General features: G+C 66.4%; 22 protein-coding genes and 1 pseudogene. 14 read left to right on the plus strand and 9 right to left on the minus strand.

The genetic code is table 11. The features are described from left to right. Genes BSQ44_RS02010 through coaA form a run of 7 tightly spaced genes read left to right on the plus strand, consistent with a single transcriptional unit; the run spans window position 1 to window position 4,584 of the window. Complete coding sequence (locus BSQ44_RS02010) at window positions 1-480, plus strand: DUF2628 domain-containing protein (RefSeq protein WP_072601704.1); 480 nt, start codon at window positions 1-3, stop codon at window positions 478-480. A 2-nt stretch (window positions 481-482) separates the two neighbouring features. After that, a complete protein-coding gene (hisH, locus tag BSQ44_RS02015; RefSeq protein ID WP_072601705.1) occupies window positions 483-1,133 on the plus strand; it encodes an imidazole glycerol phosphate synthase subunit HisH in 651 nt (216 codons plus the stop codon). After that, on the plus strand, window positions 1,130-1,885 hold the full coding sequence (hisA, locus tag BSQ44_RS02020) for a 1-(5-phosphoribosyl)-5-[(5-phosphoribosylamino)methylideneamino]imidazole-4-carboxamide isomerase (RefSeq protein WP_072601706.1): 756 nt from the start codon (window positions 1,130-1,132) through the stop codon (window positions 1,883-1,885). The genes hisH and hisA overlap by 4 nt, the downstream gene beginning before the upstream one ends. A 4-nt stretch (window positions 1,886-1,889) precedes the next feature. Further along, on the plus strand, window positions 1,890-2,456 hold the full coding sequence (locus tag BSQ44_RS02025; RefSeq protein WP_072601707.1) for a Uma2 family endonuclease: 567 nt from the start codon (window positions 1,890-1,892) through the stop codon (window positions 2,454-2,456). Continuing rightward, window positions 2,453-3,247: an imidazole glycerol phosphate synthase subunit HisF gene (hisF, locus tag BSQ44_RS02030; protein ID WP_072601708.1), complete on the plus strand. Its 795-nt coding sequence runs from the start codon at window positions 2,453-2,455 to the stop codon at window positions 3,245-3,247. The genes BSQ44_RS02025 and hisF overlap by 4 nt, the downstream gene beginning before the upstream one ends. Before the next feature lie 9 nt (window positions 3,248-3,256). Next, entirely contained in the window at window positions 3,257-3,586 is a 330-nt protein-coding gene (locus BSQ44_RS02035; protein WP_072601709.1) for a phosphoribosyl-ATP diphosphatase, read from the plus strand. A 38-nt stretch (window positions 3,587-3,624) separates the two neighbouring features. Then, window positions 3,625-4,584, plus strand: a complete 960-nt coding sequence (gene coaA / locus BSQ44_RS02040; protein WP_072607797.1) for a type I pantothenate kinase — start codon at window positions 3,625-3,627, stop codon at window positions 4,582-4,584. Between the two features lie 215 nt (window positions 4,585-4,799). Here the strand turns inward: coaA and BSQ44_RS02045 are convergent, their stop codons facing one another. The 3 genes from BSQ44_RS02045 to BSQ44_RS02055 form a co-directional block, all read right to left on the minus strand. Beyond that, entirely contained in the window at window positions 4,800-5,192 is a 393-nt protein-coding gene (locus BSQ44_RS02045; protein WP_072601710.1) for a hypothetical protein, read from the minus strand. Window positions 5,193-5,334: 142 nt separating this feature from the next. After that, window positions 5,335-5,955 (minus strand): alpha-ketoglutarate-dependent dioxygenase AlkB family protein, encoded by a 621-nt coding sequence (locus BSQ44_RS02050; protein WP_072601711.1) that lies wholly within the window; start codon window positions 5,953-5,955, stop codon window positions 5,335-5,337. A gap of 138 nt (window positions 5,956-6,093) precedes the next feature. Continuing rightward, entirely contained in the window at window positions 6,094-7,227 is a 1,134-nt protein-coding gene (locus BSQ44_RS02055; RefSeq protein WP_235633325.1) for a 5-methyltetrahydropteroyltriglutamate--homocysteine S-methyltransferase, read from the minus strand. A gap of 208 nt (window positions 7,228-7,435) precedes the next feature. On the opposite strand from BSQ44_RS02055, the gene BSQ44_RS02060 reads away from it, so the two are divergent. The 4 genes from BSQ44_RS02060 to BSQ44_RS02075 all read left to right on the plus strand — a co-directional run bounded on the left by BSQ44_RS02060 (window position 7,436) and on the right by BSQ44_RS02075 (window position 10,934). Beyond that, the gene (locus tag BSQ44_RS02060; protein ID WP_072601713.1) at window positions 7,436-8,467 is read left to right on the plus strand and encodes a TRAP transporter substrate-binding protein; all 1,032 of its coding nucleotides are present in this window, start codon (window positions 7,436-7,438) and stop codon (window positions 8,465-8,467) included. 124 nt (window positions 8,468-8,591) lie between these two features. After that, window positions 8,592-9,278 (plus strand): D-lyxose/D-mannose family sugar isomerase, encoded by a 687-nt coding sequence (locus BSQ44_RS02065; protein ID WP_072601714.1) that lies wholly within the window; start codon window positions 8,592-8,594, stop codon window positions 9,276-9,278. Window positions 9,279-9,308: 30 nt separating this feature from the next. Continuing rightward, window positions 9,309-9,923, plus strand: a complete 615-nt coding sequence (locus BSQ44_RS02070; protein ID WP_072601715.1) for a nucleoside/nucleotide kinase family protein — start codon at window positions 9,309-9,311, stop codon at window positions 9,921-9,923. A gap of 39 nt (window positions 9,924-9,962) precedes the next feature. Continuing rightward, window positions 9,963-10,934 carry an NAD(P)-dependent oxidoreductase gene (locus tag BSQ44_RS02075; RefSeq protein WP_072601716.1) on the plus strand — a complete coding sequence of 324 codons (972 nt, stop codon included), beginning with the start codon at window positions 9,963-9,965 and terminating at the stop codon, window positions 10,932-10,934. Window positions 10,935-10,946: 12 nt separating this feature from the next. Here the strand turns inward: BSQ44_RS02075 and BSQ44_RS02080 are convergent, their stop codons facing one another. The 3 genes and pseudogenes from BSQ44_RS02080 to BSQ44_RS26470 form a co-directional block, all read right to left on the minus strand. Next, window positions 10,947-11,882 carry an acetamidase/formamidase family protein gene (locus BSQ44_RS02080; protein ID WP_072601717.1) on the minus strand — a complete coding sequence of 312 codons (936 nt, stop codon included), beginning with the start codon at window positions 11,880-11,882 and terminating at the stop codon, window positions 10,947-10,949. Window positions 11,883-12,209: 327 nt separating this feature from the next. Then, window positions 12,210-13,580 carry an aspartate aminotransferase family protein gene (locus BSQ44_RS02085; RefSeq protein WP_072601718.1) on the minus strand — a complete coding sequence of 457 codons (1,371 nt, stop codon included), beginning with the start codon at window positions 13,578-13,580 and terminating at the stop codon, window positions 12,210-12,212. 34 nt (window positions 13,581-13,614) lie between these two features. Further along, window positions 13,615-13,761, minus strand: a pseudogene (locus BSQ44_RS26470) (aldehyde dehydrogenase family protein); the annotation flags it as partial. A 329-nt stretch (window positions 13,762-14,090) separates the two neighbouring features. Here BSQ44_RS26470 and BSQ44_RS02095 point away from each other — a divergent pair. From BSQ44_RS02095 to BSQ44_RS02105, 3 genes are read left to right on the plus strand one after another with little or no spacing between them, the layout of a single operon-like run. After that, window positions 14,091-15,275: a M24 family metallopeptidase gene (locus BSQ44_RS02095; protein ID WP_072601719.1), complete on the plus strand. Its 1,185-nt coding sequence runs from the start codon at window positions 14,091-14,093 to the stop codon at window positions 15,273-15,275. Window positions 15,276-15,280: 5 nt separating this feature from the next. After that, complete coding sequence (gene argE, locus BSQ44_RS02100; protein WP_072601720.1) at window positions 15,281-16,441, plus strand: acetylornithine deacetylase; 1,161 nt, start codon at window positions 15,281-15,283, stop codon at window positions 16,439-16,441. 20 nt (window positions 16,442-16,461) lie between these two features. After that, the gene (locus BSQ44_RS02105) at window positions 16,462-17,184 is read left to right on the plus strand and encodes a GntR family transcriptional regulator (protein ID WP_072601721.1); all 723 of its coding nucleotides are present in this window, start codon (window positions 16,462-16,464) and stop codon (window positions 17,182-17,184) included. A 20-nt stretch (window positions 17,185-17,204) separates the two neighbouring features. Here BSQ44_RS02105 and BSQ44_RS02110 read toward each other — a convergent pair whose 3' ends face one another. The 3 genes from BSQ44_RS02110 to BSQ44_RS02120 are packed head-to-tail and all read right to left on the minus strand — an operon-like array spanning window position 17,205 to window position 20,864. Next, window positions 17,205-17,768 carry an aminomethyltransferase family protein gene (locus BSQ44_RS02110; RefSeq protein WP_072601722.1) on the minus strand — a complete coding sequence of 188 codons (564 nt, stop codon included), beginning with the start codon at window positions 17,766-17,768 and terminating at the stop codon, window positions 17,205-17,207. Beyond that, on the minus strand, window positions 17,761-20,604 hold the full coding sequence (locus BSQ44_RS02115) for a sarcosine oxidase subunit alpha family protein (protein ID WP_072601723.1): 2,844 nt from the start codon (window positions 20,602-20,604) through the stop codon (window positions 17,761-17,763). Before BSQ44_RS02115 ends, BSQ44_RS02110 begins: the two co-directional genes overlap by 8 nt. Then, on the minus strand, window positions 20,601-20,864 hold the full coding sequence (locus BSQ44_RS02120; protein WP_072601724.1) for a sarcosine oxidase subunit delta: 264 nt from the start codon (window positions 20,862-20,864) through the stop codon (window positions 20,601-20,603). Before BSQ44_RS02120 ends, BSQ44_RS02115 begins: the two co-directional genes overlap by 4 nt. Window position 20,865 lies beyond the last annotated feature (1 nt).

The following is a 20,865-nucleotide window of genomic DNA, read 5'->3' on the forward strand; positions in this document are numbered from 1 at the left end:
ATGGCTATCTATGTCGTCATGGAGCCGCCGCGCAGCCGGCCTGATTCCGATCCGGTCTACGTGCGGGACGGGTACTCGTTGTTCGCTTTCCTTCTGCCACTTGTCTGGCTGCTCTGGAACAGGCTCTGGATCGAAACGCTCGTCTTCCTCGCCATCACGCTTGGTCTCGGCTACCTCGGTGAACAGGCGGGTGCGGCGGAAGTCGCGGTCGCCGGCTTCTCGATCCTGCTTGCGATCTTCATCGGGATCGAGGGTGCTGTGTTTCGATTGTGGGCGATGCGCCGGCGCGGCTGGACGGAGTGGGGCGTGGTCGAGGCGCATGACCGCGAGGATGCCGAGGCACGCTACGTGAGCGAGAGCCTTGCGCCGGCCGAAAAGCCCGTCCTCGCCGTTCCCATGCGGCCCGGCGCGCCGCAGCCGCGCGGCACCGACACCGGCGCGCCCGAACTCGGACTGTTCGGCTATCCGGGAAGGAACTGACGGTGCGTGTCGCCATCATCGATTATGGATCGGGCAACCTCCGCTCCGCGACCAAAGCCTTCGAGCGCGCCGCGCGCGAGGCAGGGATTTCCGCCGAGATCGACCTGACCGACGATACGGAGCGGGTTCGCCGCGCCGATCGCATCGTACTGCCGGGCGTCGGCGCCTATGCCGACTGCGTGGCTGGCCTCCGCGCCGTGGCCGGCATGTGGGAAGCGATCGAGGAGGCGACCGGAAAAGGCGGAAAACCCTTTCTCGGGATCTGCGTCGGCATGCAGCTGATGTCGGAACGCGGGCTGGAGAAGACCGTCAGCCGCGGCTTCGGCTGGATCGCGGGCGACGTGAAGGAGATAGAGCCGACCGATCCGTCGCTCAAGATCCCGCAGATCGGCTGGAACACGATTCACGTGAAACATCCGCATCCGCTGTTCGACGGCATCCCGACCGGAGCGGACGGGCAGCACGCCTATTTCGTCCACTCCTACCATCTGGCGGCGAAGGACCCCGATGACGTGCTCGCGGTCACCGACTACGGCGGCGAGGTGACGGCAGCGGTGTCGCGCGGTAATCTCGCGGGCACGCAGTTCCATCCCGAGAAGAGCCAGATGCTCGGCCTGGCTCTGATTGCGAACTTTCTGAGGTGGAAGCCTTGATCCTCTTTCCGGCGATCGACCTGAAGGATGGCCAGTGCGTGCGCCTGAAGCTCGGCGACATGGCGACCGCGACCGTCTACAACGCCGACCCCGCGGCGCAGGCGAAAGCCTTCGAAGAGCAGGGCTTCGAATGGCTGCACGTCGTCGATCTCAATGGCGCCTTCGAAGGCCAGAGCGTCAACGGCGCGGCGGTCGAGGCGATTCTGAAGGCGACCAAAAACCCGGTGCAGCTTGGCGGCGGCATCCGCACGCTGGCCCACATCGAAGGCTGGCTCGAAAAAGGTCTCGCCAGGGTGATCCTGGGGACGGTCGCGGTTCGCGATCCGGACCTCGTCAGGGAAGCCTGCAGGCGCTTTCCCGGCAAGGTCGCCGTCGGCATCGACGCCAAAGGCGGCAAGGTGGCGGTCGAGGGCTGGGCCGAGGCCTCTTCGCTCGGCGTGATCGAACTGGCGAGGAAATTCGAAGGCGCCGGAGTGGCGGCCATCGTCTACACCGACATCGACCGCGACGGGGTGCTGACCGGCATCAACTGGGAATCGACGATCGAGCTCGCCGACGCCGTATCGATCCCCGTCATCGCCTCGGGCGGCCTCGCCTCGATCGCCGACATCGTGCGCATGACCATGCCGGACGCCGCGAAACTCGAAGGCGCGATCTCCGGCCGCGCGCTCTACGACGGGCGGATCGATCCGGCCGAGGCGCTGGCGATCCTGTCGGGCAATTCAAAGCCGCCGCGCGGCATGCTAGACTGAGAGCATGAACATCCAGTCGAGACTGCCGACCACACCGGACGAATTCCTGCGCTGGAACGAGGGGCGCGAGGGCAAGCGGGAATTCGTCGGGGGGAGGGTCGAAGAGATGATGGTTGGGGTCTCGAAGTACCACGCGGTTGTCGTTGCGCGGCTGATCCATCAGATCAATGTTCAACTCGGTCTCAAGGAATATGTGACGAGTTCCGCCGAGTTCGGCGTCGTCACCGCCGGCGGCGTCCGATACCCGGATGTCATGGTCGATCGAATGTCCGGCGCCGGAACCGATCTCGCTGCCAATGAGCCGCTGTTGATCGCGGAGGTGCTGTCGCCGTCCTCCTACACCCGCGATTTTGGCGAGAAAGTAATTGACTACGGTACCGTGGACTCGCTGCTTCATTATCTGGTCCTCTCCCAGGACGAGGCGCGTGTATGGGTATGGTCTAGGGAAGCGGATGGCATCTGGAGCGGACCGGCGCAGTATGCCGGACCAAAGGAGCGAATTCATATGGCGCGACTTAACCTCTCTATCGACATCGGCGACATCTATTCGGGCCTGTTTGACCCTTCATGACCCTCAAATCCCGCGTCATCCCCTGCCTGGACGTCAAGGACGGCCGTGTCGTCAAGGGCGTCAACTTTGTCGACCTCGTCGATGCCGGAGATCCAGTCGAGGCCGCCAAGGCGTATGACGCGGCGGGTGCCGACGAACTCTGCTTCCTCGATATCACCGCATCCTCCGACAATCGCGAGACGATTTTCGACGTCGTCGCCCGCACGGCGGAACAATGCTTCATGCCGCTCACCGTCGGCGGCGGTGTCCGCCAGATCGCCGACGTGCGCAAGTTGCTCCTGGCCGGGGCCGACAAGGTGTCGATCAACACCGCCGCGGTGAAGGACCCGGATTTCGTCGCCGCGGCGGCCGACAAGTTCGGCAACCAGTGCATCGTGGTGGCCATCGACGCCAAGAAGGTCTCGGCCGCCGGCGAGGCGGATCGCTGGGAAATCTTCACCCATGGCGGACGCACCCCGACGGGCATCGATGCGATCGAGTTCGCCCGCAAGGTCGTCGACCTCGGCGCCGGGGAGATCCTGCTCACCTCCATGGACCGCGACGGAACCAAGGCGGGCTACGACCTGCCGCTCACCCGCGCCGTCGCCGATGCGGTCCGCGTTCCGGTGATCGCCTCGGGCGGGGTCGGAAAGCTCGATCACCTGGTCGAAGGCATCCGCGACGGGCATGCGACGGCGGTTCTCGCCGCCTCGATCTTCCATTTCGGCACTTACACCATCGCCGCGGCGAAGGCGCATATGGCGGCGGCCGGGCTCGCCATGCGACTCGACTCGCCCGCCCAACCGCACTAAACGCCCGCCATGGCCGAATTTTCGCTCGCCGACCTCGAACGGACCATCCGGGAACGCGCCCTCTCGGGCGACGCGCAATCCTGGACCGCGAAGCTTTTCGCAGCGGGGATGGAGAAGGCCGCCAAGAAGATGGGCGAGGAGGCGGTGGAGACGGTGATTGCCGCCGTCGGCCGCGACCGGGACGGTCTCGTGTCGGAAAGTGCCGATCTCCTCTACCATTGGCTGGTGGTGCTCGCCGTCGCCGACATTCCGCTGTCGCAGGTACTGCAGGAACTCGAGCGCCGCACGGGCCAGTCCGGCGTGGCCGAGAAGGCCTCGCGGTCTACGGACCGGGCATGAGGATGGAGCGGTCGGTTCTCGATGAGGCGCCGGGGGCGATGGATCAGCTTGCGCCGAACCTGAGATACTCGCCCTATCGCATCTTCACGGCGGAGAGATGGGCCGGGTTCCGTGCCGACACCCCGCTGACGCTCAGCGAGGACGAGGTCCAGCGCCTGAGCTCCCTCAACGATCCCATCGATCTCGACGAAGTCGCGCGGGTCTACCTGTCTATGTCGCGCCTGCTGTCCGCCCATGTCGAAGCCTCGCAGCTGCTGTTTCGCCAGCGCCAGGTGTTCTTCAACGCCGACGACGCGGTGAAGACCCCGTTCATCATCGGCATCGCCGGGTCGGTCGCCGTCGGAAAGTCGGCCACCGCGCGTATCCTGAAGGAGCTGCTCGCCCGCTGGCCCTCCAGCCCGAAGGTGGATCTGGTGACGACGGACGGCTTCCTCTATCCCAACGAGGTGCTGCGCCGCGAGAACCTGATGGAACGCAAGGGGTTTCCCGACAGCTACGACGTCGGCGCGTTGCTGCGGTTTTTGTCCGGTATCAAGTCCGGGGAGCGAAACGTTCCCGCGCCGCTCTATTCGCACCTCACCTATGACGTGCTGCCCGGCGAATACGCGCTGATCGACCGGCCCGACATCCTGATCTTCGAGGGCATCAACGTGCTCCAGACACGCGAACTGCCCAAGGACGGGCGCGCGGTTCCCGTGGTGTCGGACTTCTTCGACTTCTCCATCTTTCTCGACGCCGACGAGAACCTGATCCACAAATGGTACATCGACCGCTTCATGCGGCTGAGGGAAACGGCGTTCCGCAACCCCGACTCCTTCTTTCACCGGTACTCCTCGCTCTCGGCCGATTCCGCCCGCGCGATCGCCGAAGGGTTGTGGAGCAACATCAACCTGAAGAACCTGCGCGAAAACATCCTGCCGACACGCCCGCGTGCCGACCTGATCCTGCGCAAGGGCGCCAACCACCGGGTCGAGGAAGTGGCGCTGCGCAAGCTCTGAGGCGAAAAAACCATACGTTCATGCGGGGCTTTCCCTTGTTTCGGCCCCGGCTCGACGGTGATCCGGGACGGACGGGGAGCCGGGTCGCATGACGTGACGGGTCAGCCCCCGGACCCTCGCCAACCCGAGCCAGCGCCTGCGACCGCCGTCCGCAAGTCATTGCGGGGAGGCGAGCGAGGCGGCGGATTTCTCGTCAAGGTTCAGGCTTCTGGCCGTCACGACGTGTCGGGCGCGGGCATCGCCGGCACCGTGCGTCCCGAGCGCGCAGGCGTGCGCGGCAGCAGCAGGGGGCGGGTTTCGACAGTGGCGAAACGCGCCCGGCGCCGGGCCAGCGCCAGCAGCGAACGAAGCATCCGAGCCAGCACCCTGAAATCGGCGGCGAGCCGCTTGGCGCGGTCTCCCGCGGGCGACCCCGCGATGGCCGCCGGCGCACCGGCCGGCAGGCCGATGACGAAGGATCGGGCGACGGCTTCGCCTTGCGTCAGGAAGACGAGGGCGGGCAGCTGGAGACACAAGGGCAGGCCGGCCGCGCGGTCGGCGAGACCGGCGAAGGAGACGAGCAGCGCCAGGATCTGCTCCAGAACATCGCCCTCCCTTCTCCAGTCCATCCGTCACGTCCTCCGGTGTTCGCGCAGAGATTGTCGCAAGTCCGGGAAGAGCGTGGATAAAAAAACTCTCGGCGGCGATCGATTGAGAGCGAGGCAGGGCCGCATCGCGGCCGCGATGCGGCGGGGGGAGTGCGGGGACGGTCTAAATCTGTCCCCGCGTGACGCGGCGCAGGGTGAGGTTGATGCGGCCCTCGTTCTTCAAAAGCATCGAGGTGCCGGGATAGATTCGGTCGACGCCGTGGAAGGCGAGCCGCCCTTCGCCGCCGAGCACCACCAGATCGCCGCTACCGAGCCGCACCGAGGCTGTCGGCGCGTTCCGCGCAGTTCCGCCAACTCTGAAGAGGCAGTCGTCGCCGAGCGACAGCGACACGACCGGCGCGCCGAGTTCCTGCTCGTCGCGATCCTGGTGCAGCCCCATCTTCGCATCGGCCGAATAGAAGTTCACGAGGCAGGCTTGGGGCAGCAGCGGGAAATTCGCGACGTCGTCCCAGATGTCGAGCAGCATCTTGGGGATCGCCGGCCACGCCTCGCCCGTCACCGGATGCGTCGCCTGATAGCGGTATCCGCGCTCCTTGTCGGTGACCCAGCCAAGCGCCCCGCAATTGGTCATGCGCACGCTCATCGGTTTTCCGGTGCGCGGCATCGCGGGGACGTAGAGCGGCGCCTGGGCGACGACGGCGCGGATCTCTTCGAGCAGCGCCTTCTGGGCCGATGCGTCGAGGTAGCCGGGATGAAGGTGCACACCGGGTGCGAGGGCCTGCACGCTTCGCTCCGTCAAGGAACATGGATATTCGTGGGCAGATGTGGCGCCGCCGCCGGCAGCGCAATCCGAAAACGGCGTTTGCGAATAAAAAAAAGTCGGCGGTCGCCCGCCGGCCCATGATCGCGCGGAACGCAGAACCTACTTGTCCACGCCGCCCCAGATTGCTTCCGCCGTCTTTACCACCAGCTCCAGCTTGCGCTTCTGGTCGTCCGCCGTGACCTTGTTGCCTTCCTCGGTGGAGGCGAAGCCGCATTGGGGGGCGATGCCGAGCTGGTCGAGGTCGGCGTATTGCGAGGCCGCCTCGAACTTGCGCTTCAGGTCCTCGATGTCCTCGAGCTCGCCGGTCTTGGTGGTGATGAAGCCGGGGAGCACGCGCTTGCTGCCCTTGGGGAGCAGGCGCAGCGGCTCCAGCCCGCCGGCGCGCTCGCTATCGTACTCCATGAAGTAGATGTCGACGCCGGTCTTGTTGAAGATCGCGTCGGCGGCGGGATCGTAGGCGCCCTCGGCGGCATAGGTCGAGACGAAATTGCCGCGGCACATGTGCATGCCGATGACCATGTCCTCGGGGCGGTCCTTGATCGCCTCGTGCATCATCCAGGCGTAGCGGTCGATCAGCCAGTCGGGATCGAAGCCTTCGGCCTTCTTTGCCTCCCGGTGCTTGGGGTCGCACAGATAGGCGAAGAAGATGTCGTCCATCTGAAGGTAGCGGCATCCGGCGTCGTAGAAGACCTTGACGGCCTTGGCGTAGGTCTTCGCGAGGTCGGCGAACAGCGCCTCGGCATCCTCCTGGTACTCCTTCGGATGGATGTCCGCCTTCGCGGTGCGGAAGTGGCAGCAGCTGGGGCCCGGGATCGAGATCTTCGGCGTCACCTTGGTGTTGGCCGCGACGAACTTGAAGTGCTCGATCATCGGATGGTCTTCGGGAAAATCGAGCTTGCCGGTGATGGTGGGGAAAATGGGGCGCAGCTTGACGCCGTGGAACTGGACGCCTTCCTCGCGCTCCTCGAGGTCGAGCCCGGTGAGGCCGCCCATGAAGTCGTAGTGCCAGAACGAGCGGCGGATCTCGCCGTCGGTCACGGCGAGCAGCCCGACTTCCTCCTGCAGCTTGATGGCGTCGCGGATCGCCTCGTCCTCGGCGGCCTTCAACTCCGCGGCATCGATGGACCGGTCGTCATAGAACTTCTTTCGCGCGTCCTTGACGGACTGCGGGCGCAAGAGGCTCCCCACATGGTCGGCGCGGTAGGGCGGCTTGGAAACGCTGGTGGAAGGCAATGTCTTCTTCTCCCTCATGGACAGGCTGGGTCGATGTACCGCATAGGCCCCGGCAGGCGCGGACTCAAGAGCCAGCCACGGCCCGATCGTCGCGCATTCCTGCGGGCGTCAACCATATGCGCGCGTCGGACGCCGACATGCCAACATGCCCACTGGCAACGCAAATGGTTTTATCGTATAACAATGCAGGACCAAGGGAGGAATTCCAATGAAAATGCTGAAATGCTCCATAGCCGCTGCCGTCGCGTTCGGCGCGATGACCGTGTCGACCTTCGCGCAGGACGTCACCTTGCGCTTCCACCAGATGCTGCCGCCGCAGGCGACCATCCCGGCCAAGGCGATCAAGCCGTGGGCGGAAAAGGTGATGAGCGAATCGGGCGGCCGCATCAAGGTCGAGCAGTTCGACGCCATGGCGCTCGGCGGCAAGCCGCCTGAACTCTACGACCAGGCCAAGGACGGCGCCGTAGACCTGATCTGGACCGTGATCGGCTACACGCCGGGCCGCTTCCCCACCACCGAGGCCTTCGAGCTTCCGTTCATGATGACCACGGGCGAGGCCACGTCGCGCGCTTTGCAGGAATACTGCGAAAAGAACTGCATGGACGAGTTCTCGGACGTGAAGGTGATCGCCTGGCACGCCCACGGACCCGGTCTCATCCACTCCAAGGACCCGGTCAACACGCTCGAGGACATGAACGGCCTCAAGATCCGTGGCGGTTCGCGCGTCATCAACCAGATGCTCGAAAAACTGGGCGCCACGCCCGTCGGCATGCCGGTTCCCGCCGTCTCGGAAGCCCTTTCCAAGGGCGTCATCACGGCGACGACCATTCCCTGGGAAGTGACACCGGCCCTCAAGGTCAGCGAACTGGTGAAGAACCACACCACGTTCTCGGGCAAGAACGGCCTCTACACCCAGACCTTCGTGGTGGCCATGAACAAGGCATCCTACGACGCCCTGCCGGATGATCTGAAGAAGGTCATCGACGACAATTCGGGCATGGAGACCGCCGCGTTCTTCGGTCGTGTCATGGACGAAGGCGATACCGCCGGCAAGGCGATCGCCGAGAAGCTCGGCAACAACATCATCGTGCTCGACGAAGCCGAGACGCAGCGCTGGAAGGATGCCGCCGAGCCGCTGATCGAAGGCTGGGAAGCCGAGATGGACGGCAAGGGCAAGGACGGCAAGGCCCTCGTCGAGGAAGCCCGCTCGCTGGTCGACAAGTATTCCGGCAACATGTAAGCCGCGAAAATACATTCCTGAACATCGACGGCCGCGGGAAACCGCGGCCGTTTCCGTTCCAGGGTCTTTCTCCCGCCGCCCTGCTCGGTGATAATCTCGCCCTGAACGGACTGCGGGAGGGAGCATGAAGCGTTCGACCGTGAACCGGATTCTTGCCGAAGCGGACGAGTTCATCCGCTCCTTCGGATACCGCCTGCCGCCGTTCGCCTACTGGTCGCCCGCCCAGATGAAGGCGCGCCGCGACGAAATCGTGGGGATCGTCGATGCGCGGCTCGGTTGGGACATCACCGATTACGGCAAGGGCGATTTCGAGCGGCTCGGCCTGTTTCTCTTCACCGTGCGCAACGGCAACGTGGCCGACCTGCAGCGCGGCCTTGGCATGCTTTATGCGGAAAAGATCATGATCTCCCGGCGCGACCAGCTCTCGCCGATGCACCGCCACGTCATCAAGGCCGAGGACATCGTCAACCGGGGCGGCGGCACGCTGGCGCTCGAGCTTTTCGCCTCCGCCCCCGACGGTTCGATCGACCGGGCCTCCGGCGTGACGGTGCCCACCGACGGGATCCTCCGGACGCTCCCGGCGGGCGGCGTGCTGACGCTCGCACCGGGTGAGAGCGTCACGCTGCTTCCGGGCGTGTGGCACGCCTTCTGGGCGGCTGAAAAGGACGTGCTGGTCGGCGAGGTCTCGACGGTGAACGACGATCTGACCGACAATGTCTTCGCCGAACCGCTCGAGCGGTTCTCCGGGATCGAGGAGGACGTCGAGCCGCTCCATCTGCTCGTCTCCGACTACGAGCGGTGGCTCGGCTGATCCCGTGGAGGATGCAAGGGAGGTAATAGCATGTCCGACATCGCCCATCTCGCGGCCGCCATCTTTCGCAAGGGCGCGGGCTGCGAGCGCGTTCTCGTCGCTATCGCCGGACCGCCGGGCGTCGGAAAGTCGACGCTTGCCGAGGCGCTGGTTCCCCTTTTGCCGGAAGGCACTGCCTGCGTGCTGCCGATGGACGCGTTCCACCTCGACAACAGCGTACTCCAGGCGCGCGGACTGATGGCCAGCAAGGGTGCGCCGGAAACGTTCGACTTCGGCGGATTTCACGCCACGCTGCGGCGCGTTCGTGACCGCGAAGCCGACGTCGTCATTCCGCTGTTCGACCGCGCCGGGGATTTTTCGCGCGCCGGCGCGGCGGTCGTCGGCGGCGCGGTGAAGTTCGTGCTGGTCGAGGGGAACTACCTGCTGTCGGACGAGGAGCCGTGGTCGCGGCTGGCGCCGGTGTTCGACTTTGCCGTCTTCCTCGACGTGGCCGAAGCCGAACTGGAGCGGCGGCTCATCGAGCGATGGCTCTCGCACGGCCACGGCCCGGAACAGGCGCGCGAGCGTGCCTTTTCCAACGATTTGCCCAATGCGCGTCGCGTTCTGGCACGCCGACGCGCCGCGGATATGGAATTGAAGTTCTAGGCGCGTCGCCATCGGACGCCGGACGGGCAGGGAGAACACATGAAAATAGGCTTCATCGGGCTTGGCAATGTCGGCGGCAAGCTCGCCGGATCGCTTCTGCGCAACGGCTTCGATCTGACGGTGCGCGACCTCGACCGGGCCGCTGCCACCCGCTTCCTGGAGGCGGGTGCTGCATGGGGCGAGAGCCCGCGCGCGATGGCGCAGGAATGCGACATGGTGATCACCTGCCTGCCCTCGCCGGCCGCGTCCGCGAAGGTGCTGGAAGCCGACGACGGCATCCTCGCCGGCCTCGGAGAGGGAAAAATCTGGTCGGAGATGTCGACCACCGACACGGCCGAGATCACGCGGCTGGCGGCGAAGGTCGAGGCGCTCGGCGCCGCTGCCATCGATTGCCCGGTTTCGGGCGGCGTGCACCGCGCGGCGACCGGCAATATCTCGATCTTCGCCGGCTGCGACCGCGCCGTGTTCGAGCGGGTCCTGCCGGTGCTGAAGGTGCTCGGCCGCCGCATCCTGCACACGGGGCCGGTCGGCACGGCCTCGACGCTGAAGGTCATGACCAACTATCTCGCCACCGCCAACCTTCTCACGCTGTGCGAGGCGCTGGTGACCATGAAGGCGGCAGGCATGGATCTCGCCACCACCTACGAGGCGATCAAAATATCGTCCGGCACGTCCTTCGTGCACGAGACGGAGAGCCAGCTGATCCTCTCCGGCTCGCGCGACGTCGACTTCTCGATGGACCTCGTGATGAAGGACATCGGCCTGTTCCAGACGATCGCGGAACGCAACGGCATTCCGCTGGAGATATCGCCGCTGATGATCGACATTTTTCGCGACGGACAGCGCCGCTACGGCGAACGGGCGAATTCGGACGACATCATCCGGCGGCTGGAGGAGGCGACGGGTCTTTCCATACTCGCTCCGGGCTTTCCGCAGGAACTGGTCGACGACGAACCCGAAGAACCGGGATACGAGGTCTTTCCGCCCGGTCGAGCGGCAGGAGCGGAGTGAGCGGCGGGTCTCCTATTCGAAGACGATGCGCGGAAAATAGAAGGACACGACCCAGTTCGGCGCGTCGACGATCTCGCTGATCCTGAGATCGCCGCAGACCGAGCAGAGCATGTAGGCCTCCTCCGGCGCCATGCCGCGCGTGGCGGCCAGAAGATCGATCATGCCCGAGACCGCGTTGCGCGCTGCCTCCATGAGGTCAGGCCCGACGCCCGTCGTCACCTCGTAGCCCGCGCCGTCGAGATGGCGCGTCACCGGGCCGGGCGTGGTGAAGCGCGGCATGGGCGGCGCCTTGCGCTTGATCAGGTCGAAGGTGAACGCGGCGTCCATGGCGCTTTCGATCGCCGTGCCGCAGATCTCGCCGTCGCCCTGTGCGGCATGCGTGTCGCCGACCGAAAACAGCGCGCCGCGAACCTCCACTGGCAGATAGAGCACTGTGCCGGCCGAGAGATCGCGTATGTCGAGATTGCCGCCGACCCGGCGCGGCGGAACGATCGAATGCAGTCCGGGTTGCGCGGGCGCAACGCCGATCGTGCCGGCGAACGGCTTCAGCGGAATGTGGGCGTGGCGGCCGAACATCGCGGGCTTGGCGGCTCGGCTGTCGTATTCCCACAGATGCAGGCGCGGATCGCTGAACTGGTCGGCGAGCAGGCCGAAGCCGGGGATGATCGCCGTCCAGCCGAAGCCGGACGGTTCGAAATTTCCGATCGTCACCTTGAGGCAGTCGCCCGGCTCCGCCCCGTCGATGAAGACCGGGCCGGTGACCGGATTGACCCGGTCGAAATCGAGCGCCTTCACGTCGGCGTCGACCGAGGCTGGCCCGAAATGTCCGTAAGCGGCATCGCGGCACTCGAAGCGTACCGACTCGCCGGGGGCGATCGTCATCGCCGGCGGAAGGGAGTTGTCCCATCCGCAATGGCAGCTTGCCGAATGGATCGTCCTGTGCCCCATCGCCACGGCGCGGTTCCTTCTGTCGCGGAGTTCGCTCGGCAAAGTGCCATTTTGCGCTGCCGAATGCACCCCTGGCAGCGCTGATTTTCAGGAGCCGGCAGGAGCTCCCGCGGCACCCCTCCCCCTTGAGGGGGGTGGTTGGGGGTGGGGGTCCACCCGAAGGGCGGAACGAGGAACAGGTTCGGTGGAGCTTGGCTCCAAAGCCGGAACGAAAATGCTCTTTCCCTCGCGCTTCGCGCGGACCCCCACCCTGGCCCTCCCCTCAAGGGGGAGGGACGATGGCGGGGCGGTTCGCGTCACACCTTCAAAGTCCGACTTGCCGCAGTCTCAGCCGAGAACGTCCTTTACGGCGTCCGCCGTCTTGCCGACGATTTCGTCGGCTTCGGCGCGGGTGAGGCAGAGGGGTGGGGCGAAGCCAAGGATGTCGCCTTGCGGCATGGCGCGGGCGATGACGCCTTTCTTCAGCAGCGCCGCGGCAACGGCGGGGCCGATCTTGCGCGCCGGGTCAAAGAAGGTCCGCTTGTCCTTGTCGTCGACGAACTCGACCGCGCACAGCATGCCTTCGCCGCGCACGTCGCCGACATTTGCGTGGCGGCCAAGCGCATCCTTCATCGCGCCGTTCAGGTAGGCGCCCGTCTCGCCGGCGTTCTTCACCAGGCCGAGGCTGTCGATCAGCTCGAGGTTGGCGACGCCGGCCGCGGCGCCGATCGGATGCGCGGAATAGGTCCAGCCGTGGCCGATCGGGCCGTTCTCGTCTGTGCCGCGCTCCAGCACCTCCCAGACCCTCTTCGAGATGATCGAGCCCGACAGCGGCGCATAGGCGGAGGTCAACCCCTTGGCGATGGTGATAATGTCGGCCTCGATGCCGAAATGGTCGGACCCGAACATGGTGCCCAGCCGTCCGAAGCCCGTCACGACCTCGTCGGCGATGAGCAGGATGTCGTGCTTCTTCAGAACGGTCTGGATGGCTTCCCAATAGCCCGCCGGCGGCGGGACGATGCCGCCCGTGCCGAGTACGGGCTCGCCGATGAAGGCGGCGATGGTGTCGGCGCCCTCGCGCTCGATGAGCGCCTCGAGTTCCGCCACGCAATGCGCAACGAAGTCGGCTTCGCTCATCGCCAGGTCGGGTCGGCGGTAGAAGTACGGCGCCTCGGTGTGCAGGATACGATCGAGCGGCAGGTCGAACTTGTCGTGGAAGAGCTTCAGCCCCGTCAGCGACCCGGTGACCAGGCCGGAGCCGTGATAGCCGCGCCAGCGCGATACGATCTTCTTCTTCTCAGGCCGCCCCAGGATGTTGTTGTAGTACCAGACGAGCTTGACGTTGGTCTCGTTGGCGTCGGATCCGCCGAGGCCGAAATAGACCTTGGACATGTTCTTCGGCGCCCGCTCCAGCACCATCTTCGCCAGCGTGACGGAGGCTTCCGTGCCGTGGCCGACGTAAGCGTGATAGTAGGCGAGTTCCTTGGCCTGCGCGGCGATCGCCTCGGCGATCTCGGGGCGGCCATAGCCGACGTTGACGCAGTAGAGGCCGGCAAAGGCGTCGAGCAGGCGGTTGCCGTCGCGGTCCTCGATGAACACGCCCTTGCCGCCGGTGACGATGCGGTTCGGCGTCTCGCCGCGCGCATGCTGGGCGAGGTGCGTCGAGGGATGGAAGAAATGGTCCCGGTCCCATTGGTCGATCAGGTCGTTCTTCAGCATGTTTTCTCTCCTGTTCGTTCGATGGCCGGTGCGCTCAGGCGGCGTCGCGGCGGATGTATTCGATGTCCGTATAGGCTTCCATGCCGTGGCGCGACCCCTCGCGCCCGAGCCCGGCCTGCTTGACGCCGCCGAACGGCACCGGCGCGCCGGTGATCCTGGTGCGGTTTACCGCAGACCAGCCGCGCGCCTTTCGCGAGCCCGTCGGCGACCTGCGCCACCTGCATTTCGACCGCCCGTTCGCTCGCCAGCGGTCCGATGTGTGGGTTGGAAAGCCCGGGGGCGCACGTTGCCGACGGGCTTGTAGGACGCCCGGACGGCCTCGTCCGTGTGGGCTACACTATTGGCATTGTCGGCTTGTTGTGCACAACATCAATCCCGCGAGCTACGCTGTCAACGGATTGTTCTTGCGATCCCTGCGAAAGCATCTGCTAGCCGGACATACGGTGAAGTAGACGTACACATGAAGGCGACCGCGGTCAGGGCGATCCCCGCACCGCTCGAGGAGGAAGCATGCCCGCTACACAATTGCCCTTCAGCACCGCCGAATACGACCGCCGCCTCGCCAAGGTGCGCGCCGCCATGGCAGCGAAGGAGATCGACGTCCTCTTCATCGAGGACCCGTCCAACATGGCGTGGCTGACCGGCTACGACGGCTGGTCCTTCTATGTGCACCAGGGGGTGATCGTCTTCCACGACGAGGACCCGATCTGGTGGGGCAGGGCGCAGGATGCCAACGGCGCGGTCCGCACCGTGTGGATGGCCGACGAGCGGGTGGCGAGCTACACGGACAACTACATCCAGTCGCCGAAGCTGCATCCCATGGAGACGCTCGCCGCGCTGATGCGCGAGCGCGGCTACGGCGGCAAGCGCATCGGCCTTGAACTCGAGAACTATTATTTCTCCGCCAAGGCCTATCTGGTCCTCAAGGACGAGCTGCCCGACGCCAGCCTCATCGACGCCACCGCGCTGGTGAACTGGCAGCGCACGGTAAAGTCGGACGAGGAGATCGTCTTCATGCGCCGCGCGGCGCGCATCTCCGAGAAGATCGTCGACGGCATCATGGAGCGCGTCGAGCCGGGCCTGAAGAAGAACGACCTCGTCGCCGAGATCTATGGCGACGCCATCCGCGGCGTCGATGACGACTGGGGCGAGTATCCGGCGATCGTCCCGCTGCTGCCGAGCGGCTCCGATGCTGCCGCGCCCCACCTGACCTGGGACGGTCGGCGCTTCGACGAGGGGTCGGCGACCTTCTTCGAGATCGCCGGCTGCTACCGCCGCTACCACGTTCCGTTCTGCCGCACGGTCTTCCTCGGAACGCCGCCGCAATACCTGCTCGAAGCCGAAAAAGCGCTGGCCGAGGGGCTGGAGGAAGGTCTCGAAGCCGCCCGCGCCGGCAACCGGGCGGGACAGGTGGCCGATGCGCTCTACAAATCGCTGGAAAAGGCCGGCATCAAGCGCGAAGGGCGCTGCGGCTACCCGATCGGCATCTCCTACCCGCCGGACTGGGGCGAACGGACGATCTCGTTCCGCACCGAGGACGACACGATCCTGGAGCCGGGCATGACCTTCCATTTCATGCCGGGCCTCTGGATGAGCGACTGGGGTCTGGAGATCACCGAAAGCATCCTGATCCGCGACACCGGCGCCGCCGAGTGCCTGTGCAACCGGCCGCGCAAGCTGTTCGTGAAGAACTGACCCGAATGACCACGCTGGCGCAAACCCGCGCGATCCTTTCCGACCTCATCGCCTTTTCGACCGTCTCGTCCGAGAGCAATCTGGAGCTGATCACCTACGTCGCGGATCTGCTGAGCAATGCCGGCGCCACGCTTTCGCTGTCGCGCAGCGAGAGCGGCACCAAGGCCAATCTCTTCGCCACCCTCGGACCCGCGGGCGACGGCGGCGTGATCCTGTCCGGCCACACCGACGTCGTTCCGGTGGCGGGCCAGGACTGGACAAGCGATCCCTTCGTCATGGGCGAGCGCGACGGCCTGCTCTTCGGCCGCGGAAGCTGCGACATGAAGGGCTTCATCGCCGCCGCGCTCGCCATGGCACCTCGGTTCGCCGCGGTGGAGCTGAAGCGCCCGCTGCATTTCGCCTTCACCCACGACGAGGAGGTGGGCTGCATGGGTGCGCGCACGCTGGTGGGCGAGATCGAGCGCATGGGCGTGAAGCCGTCGGTCGCCATCATCGGCGAGCCGACCTCCATGCGCGTCATCGAGGGACACAAGGGCTGCTACGAATACACCACCGAGTTCACCGGGCTCGAAGGCCATGCCTCGCGCCCGGAACTCGGGGTGAACGCGGTGGAATACGCCACGCGCTACATCAGCCGCCTGCTCGACCTGCGCGAGGCGCTGCAATCGCGCGCGCCGGCCGCAAGCCGTTTCACGCCGCCATGGACCACCCTGCAAGTCGGCCGCATCGCCGGCGGCGTCGCGCACAATGTCATTGCCGGCCAGTGCAGCGTCGACTGGGAGATGCGGCCGGTGCAGGCCGGCGATGCCGATTTCGTCAAGCGCGACATTGCGGACTATGTCGACACGGTCCTGAGGCCTGCCATGCATTCGGTCTCACCGCAGGCGGACATCGTCACCCGCACGATCGGCGAGGTGGCGGGCCTCGAGGTGGTGGACGAATCCGAAGCGCGCGACATCGTCTTCGAACTCACCGGTACCACCGAGGCGGACGTCGTCGCCTTCGGCACCGAGGCGGGGCTGTTCCAGGCGCTCGGCATGTCGGTCGTCGTCTGCGGTCCGGGCTCGATCGCGCAGGCGCACAAGCCGGATGAATACATCGCGCTCGACCAGCTTTCGGCCTGTCTCGACATGCTGGAGAGATTGTGCGTCAAGATGGCGGCTTGAGGGGGGAAAGGCCGAAGCAGATGGAGATCGCCCACCGCCTTGACGGGGAAGCATCGGAAGAGGGCGCGCGCGAACGCTTCGACCGGATCTACAGGACGCTCCGGACGCGCATCTGCATGCTCGACCATCCGCCGCTGGAGCGGCTGCGCGAGGAGGACCTGGCGGCCGAGTTCAACGTCAGCCGTACCCCGATCCGCCGCGTCCTGGTGAAGCTGGAGGCGGAAGGCCTGCTGAGATCCGTGCACGGCGTCGGCACCATCGTCACGGACATCGAGATCGACAGCCTGGAGCAGGTCTACCAGCTTCGGGTGGAACTGGCGGAACTGATCGGCAAGCTCTCGCCGGTCGTGCCCGGAGAGGCGCGGATGGCCGATTTCCGCGCCCTGCTCGCGCGTTGCGACGACCTCGTCCGCCAGCCCGATCCGCGCGAATTCGCCCGCACCAACATGGATTTCTTCCACCTGCTCAACGGACTGACCGCCAACGAGCCGCTGCGGGAGATCAGCGAGCGTCTCTACTACCAGACGAGCCGCATCTGGCTGAAAACCGCGTCGAGGTTCAGCCGGTTCACGGAAATGATCGAGGAAGAGATCCGCATCTTCCAGCGGGAGGTCGCCGATATCGTTGCCGCGATCGAGATCGGGGATCTGGAGGTGGTGGGTCACATCCGGCGCTCCCACATAGCGATGAGTTTCGCGCGCCTGCGCAAGCATGCAAGCGGTATTGCGCCGGCTAACGAATAGTCCCGGGGAGGGGTGGGGCCTCAGCCGCGCCGCTCTTCCAGCCAGCGCCAGAGATAGGGACCGAAGCCGGCCTCGACGTGGATGCGAGCGCGGTCCTCGGCCATGCGGTAGAGAATGGCGTTCACGCCGGCAAAGAGCAGGGCTGCCGAGGGACTTCCGGCGTCGAGATCGGCGCCCGTCGCCTCCGCGACCACGGCCCGCATCGACGGTCCTTCGATGTCGATCACGAAAAAGGCGTCACTGGCCGGACTGGCGGCCCAGCCCTCGTTCCAGCCAAGGGCAATGGCGAGGGGCTCGCTGGAGGCGAAAAGGGCGCGGTCGCGTGCGAGACGAACGAGGTACGGGTCGCCTGTCACGATGCTCCACAATCCGGCTTCGGCGGCGTCGGGCGCGTGGATTTGGCGCGCTTCCGCTAGATCGCCGCTGACCAGCACCTGCGACAGCATCGGCACCGGTCGCGCCGACCAGCCCTCCCTCGCGATGCCGGCCTTGCTCCAGTCGGGATAGGGCGTCCACTTGTCCGCTGCGTCGTAGCCGGCGCGGAAACCCTGAGGAGCCGGCACATTTTCCGCTCGCCTAGCCATTGATGCGCGCTCCTTCGGGATCGAAGGCGCAGACCGGCGCGATCGTTGCCTTCATCGTGACGCCGAGATGGAAGAGCTCGATCTCCTCGCCCATGCGAGACAGGCCGCGTTCGACCAGCGCGAGCGCGACGGGCCTGCCGAGCGAAGGGCTTTCGTAGCTCGAGGTGACGAAGCCGATGGAGCGGCGCCTCCCCTTGGCGGTCTCGACGGCATGGGCGCCCGTGGGAAGCGGCGGCGCGCCGTCGGGCACCGTCAGCCCGACGCCCTGCGGCCGATCCTCGCGCACCGCATTCTCCGTGAACAGCGAGCGCTTGCCGACGAACTCTCCCTTGCGCCGGTCGCGCGGACCCATGACGCCGAGGTCGTGCGGCATGGTCGTGCCGTCCGTGTCCTTGCCGGCGATGATGTAGCCCTTTTCGGCGCGCAGCATGAGCAGCGCCTCCGACCCGAGCGTGACCGCCTCAAGCGTCCGCCCCGCCTCCTGCATCGCGTCGTTGAGGGCCTTCGCGCGGGACGACGGCACGGAGACCTCGTAGGATCGGTCGCCGGTGAAAGAGACGCGGGCCACGCGCGCCGGACCGCCGGCGAAGCTTCCATCGGAAAAGCTCATGTGGGGCAGTGCCTCGTCCGACAGGTCGACGCCGAGCGACAGCGATGCGACCAGATCGCGCGAGCGCGGGCCGGTGGCCGTCAACGTTGCCCACTGCGGGGTGGAGTTGTGGATGAACACGCGGGCGCGGTCGAACCTGTCCTGCCGCCATTCCTCGAGCCGGGCGACCACGCCCGGCACGTGCCCCGAGGAGCACGAGACGACGTAATGCTCGTCCGAGACCTTGGAGACCACGCCGTCGTCGTAGATCACGCCGCTTTCGGTCAGCATGAAGCCGTAGCGGATGCGCCCTGGCTTCAGGGTAGAGATCGTCTGGTAGGAATTGTAGTCGACCAGCGCGCCGGCGTCCGGGCCGATGACCTCGATCTTGCCGAGCGGCGAGCCGTCGAGGATGCCGGCCGTCGCGCGCGCCTGCCGCGCTTCGCGGGCCACCTCGTCGGCGCCGGAACTCGTGCCGTACCAGGCGGGTCTTAGCCAGCCGCCATATTCGCGGAACACCGCGCCGGCGGCGCGATGCTCGTTTTCCAGCACCAGCCGGCGCACGGGATTGAAGAACTCGCCGCGCCGCCGCCCGGCCACAACGGTGAAGGGCACCGGCACGAAGGGCGGCCGATAGGTCGTGGTTCCGGTCTCGGCGATCGTCTGCCCGGTGATCGCGGCCATCGCGGCGAGCCCGTTCATGTTGGACGTCTTGCCCTGGTCGGTGGCCATGCCGAGCGTCGTGTAGCGCTTCAGATGCTCGACGGAGCGGAAATTCTCGCGCGCGGCGAGTTCGATGTCCTTGACGGTGACGTCGTTCTGGAAGTCGACCCATTGCCGCGCCTTGCCGGCGGGCGCCGGCCACGCCGGCTCGATCCCGTAGCGTTCGTCTTCGGTATCCGTCTTCGGCGCCTCGCCGTTCCCATCACCCGCCCGGTGCCCTTCGGCGACCACCTCCGACAGGGAAAACCGCCCGTTCGCGGCGCCGGCGACCACGATGCCGGCGACAGGGTCGCCGGGAACGAAGGCGGCGATGCTCTCGTCGAACCGCAGTTTCCCGCCGGCCTGGCAGAAGAGGTGCACCGTCGGCGTGAAGCCGCCCGAGACGAGGAGGCAGTCGGCCTCGATGCGCTCGCCGCCGACGGTCACGGCCTCCACGCCGCCGGTCCCGTGCACGGCTTCGATCCGCCCGCCCACCCGCACATCGGCTCCGGTCTCCGCCGACTGCCTCGTGTCTGCGACGATCACCGACGCGCCGGCCTCGCGCAGCGCGGCCGCCGCCGCATAGGCCATGTCGTTGTTTGTCGCGAGCACGATCCGTCCACCGACGAGCACGCCGTGGCGCCTCAGATAGACCAGGGCGGCTTCCGCCGACATGACCCCGGGGCGGTCGTTGTCGGGAAACACCAGCGGTCGCTCGATGGCCCCGGCGGCAAGCACGATCCGTTTCGCCCGCACGTGCCACAGCGCGTCAGGCGCCCCGGACCGGTGCTGCCACAGCGCGACGAGGTTGTGGTCGTAGACGCCGAAGGCGGTCGTGCTTGTAAGGACACTGTGGCCGGCAGCCGTCAGGTCTTTCGCCACCGCCTGTGCCCACTCCGTGCCGGAAAGTCCGTCGATCACGCCCCCGCGATGGTGCAGCGATCCGCCGAGCCGGTCCTGGTCGTCCACGAGCATCACGCGCTTCCCGGCCGCGGCAGCCGAACGGGCCGCCGCCAGCCCGGCCGGGCCGGCGCCGACGACGAGCAGGTCGCAATGGGCGCTGATCAGGGGACAGTCGGCCGGCGGCTCTGTCGCCGGGTCGAGCCGGCCGAGCCCCGCCATAGCGCGGATGCGCGGCTCGAACATGTGCCAGTCGGGCCACAGGAAAGTCTTGTAGTAGAAACCGGCAGGCAGGAATTGTCCGAACCGGTCGATCAGCGCGTTGCGGTCCCGCTCCGCGCCCGCTCCGGTGTTGACGGAGCGGACTTCCATTCCCTCGGCGAGAGTGTGTGTCGTGGCGCGCACATTCGGCGTGTGCACGCCGTCCAGCGCGACATCGACGACGGCATTGGGCTCCTCGCTCCAGGCACCAAAAATGCCGCGCGGGCGGTGATACTTGAAGCTACGCCCGACGACCCGCACCCCGTTGGCCAGCAGCGCCGAAGCGATCGTGTCGCCTTCGATGCCGGTCAGGGCCTTGTCGTCGAAGCTGAACCGCAGTTCGCGTGGCGGCGCGCCGGAAACGGCGATGCGCTTGCTGCTCACGATTCTGCTCCCAGCGCCGACGAACCGACCACTTCGTGCGTGACCGTATTCCGCTCCATCAGGAAAAACTCGCCGCAGGTCGTGTGCACCCAGATCTCCCGCGTCGGGCCCTTCGGGTTCTTCTTCAGGTGGAGATATTCGGCCCAGCGTTCCGCGCCGACCTCGCCCGCCGGCTCGGGCCGGGTCTTGCCGGCCTCGGCGGCGAAGTGGAACTCCGTCTCGTCGCGCGGGCCGCAGAAGGGACAGGGAAAACGCTGCATG

The sequence above is a fragment of the Aquibium oceanicum genome, assembly GCF_001889605.1.
Classification (GTDB): Bacteria; Pseudomonadota; Alphaproteobacteria; order Rhizobiales; family Rhizobiaceae; genus Aquibium; species Aquibium oceanicum.

Excerpts from the sequence above, each read along its gene's own strand:
- BSQ44_RS02010 (WP_072601704.1), top strand. The coding sequence starts at position 1 with ATGGCTATCTATGTCGTCATGGAGCCGCCGCGCAGCCGGCCTGATTCC.
- BSQ44_RS02025 (WP_072601707.1), top strand. The coding sequence starts at position 1,890 with ATGAACATCCAGTCGAGACTGCCGACCACACCGGACGAATTCCTGCGC.
- hisF (WP_072601708.1), top strand. The coding sequence starts at position 2,453 with ATGACCCTCAAATCCCGCGTCATCCCCTGCCTGGACGTCAAGGACGGC.
- BSQ44_RS02035 (WP_072601709.1), top strand. The coding sequence starts at position 3,257 with ATGGCCGAATTTTCGCTCGCCGACCTCGAACGGACCATCCGGGAACGC.
- coaA (WP_072607797.1), top strand. The coding sequence starts at position 3,625 with ATGGATCAGCTTGCGCCGAACCTGAGATACTCGCCCTATCGCATCTTC.
- BSQ44_RS02045 (WP_072601710.1), bottom strand. The coding sequence starts at position 5,192 with ATGGACTGGAGAAGGGAGGGCGATGTTCTGGAGCAGATCCTGGCGCTG.
- BSQ44_RS02060 (WP_072601713.1), top strand. The coding sequence starts at position 7,436 with ATGAAAATGCTGAAATGCTCCATAGCCGCTGCCGTCGCGTTCGGCGCG.
- BSQ44_RS02065 (WP_072601714.1), top strand. The coding sequence starts at position 8,592 with ATGAAGCGTTCGACCGTGAACCGGATTCTTGCCGAAGCGGACGAGTTC.
- BSQ44_RS02070 (WP_072601715.1), top strand. The coding sequence starts at position 9,309 with ATGTCCGACATCGCCCATCTCGCGGCCGCCATCTTTCGCAAGGGCGCG.
- BSQ44_RS02075 (WP_072601716.1), top strand. The coding sequence starts at position 9,963 with ATGAAAATAGGCTTCATCGGGCTTGGCAATGTCGGCGGCAAGCTCGCC.
- BSQ44_RS02080 (WP_072601717.1), bottom strand. The coding sequence starts at position 11,882 with ATGGGGCACAGGACGATCCATTCGGCAAGCTGCCATTGCGGATGGGAC.
- BSQ44_RS02085 (WP_072601718.1), bottom strand. The coding sequence starts at position 13,580 with ATGCTGAAGAACGACCTGATCGACCAATGGGACCGGGACCATTTCTTC.
- BSQ44_RS02095 (WP_072601719.1), top strand. The coding sequence starts at position 14,091 with ATGCCCGCTACACAATTGCCCTTCAGCACCGCCGAATACGACCGCCGC.
- argE (WP_072601720.1), top strand. The coding sequence starts at position 15,281 with ATGACCACGCTGGCGCAAACCCGCGCGATCCTTTCCGACCTCATCGCC.
- BSQ44_RS02105 (WP_072601721.1), top strand. The coding sequence starts at position 16,462 with ATGGAGATCGCCCACCGCCTTGACGGGGAAGCATCGGAAGAGGGCGCG.
- BSQ44_RS02110 (WP_072601722.1), bottom strand. The coding sequence starts at position 17,768 with ATGGCTAGGCGAGCGGAAAATGTGCCGGCTCCTCAGGGTTTCCGCGCC.
- BSQ44_RS02120 (WP_072601724.1), bottom strand. The coding sequence starts at position 20,864 with ATGCAGCGTTTTCCCTGTCCCTTCTGCGGCCCGCGCGACGAGACGGAG.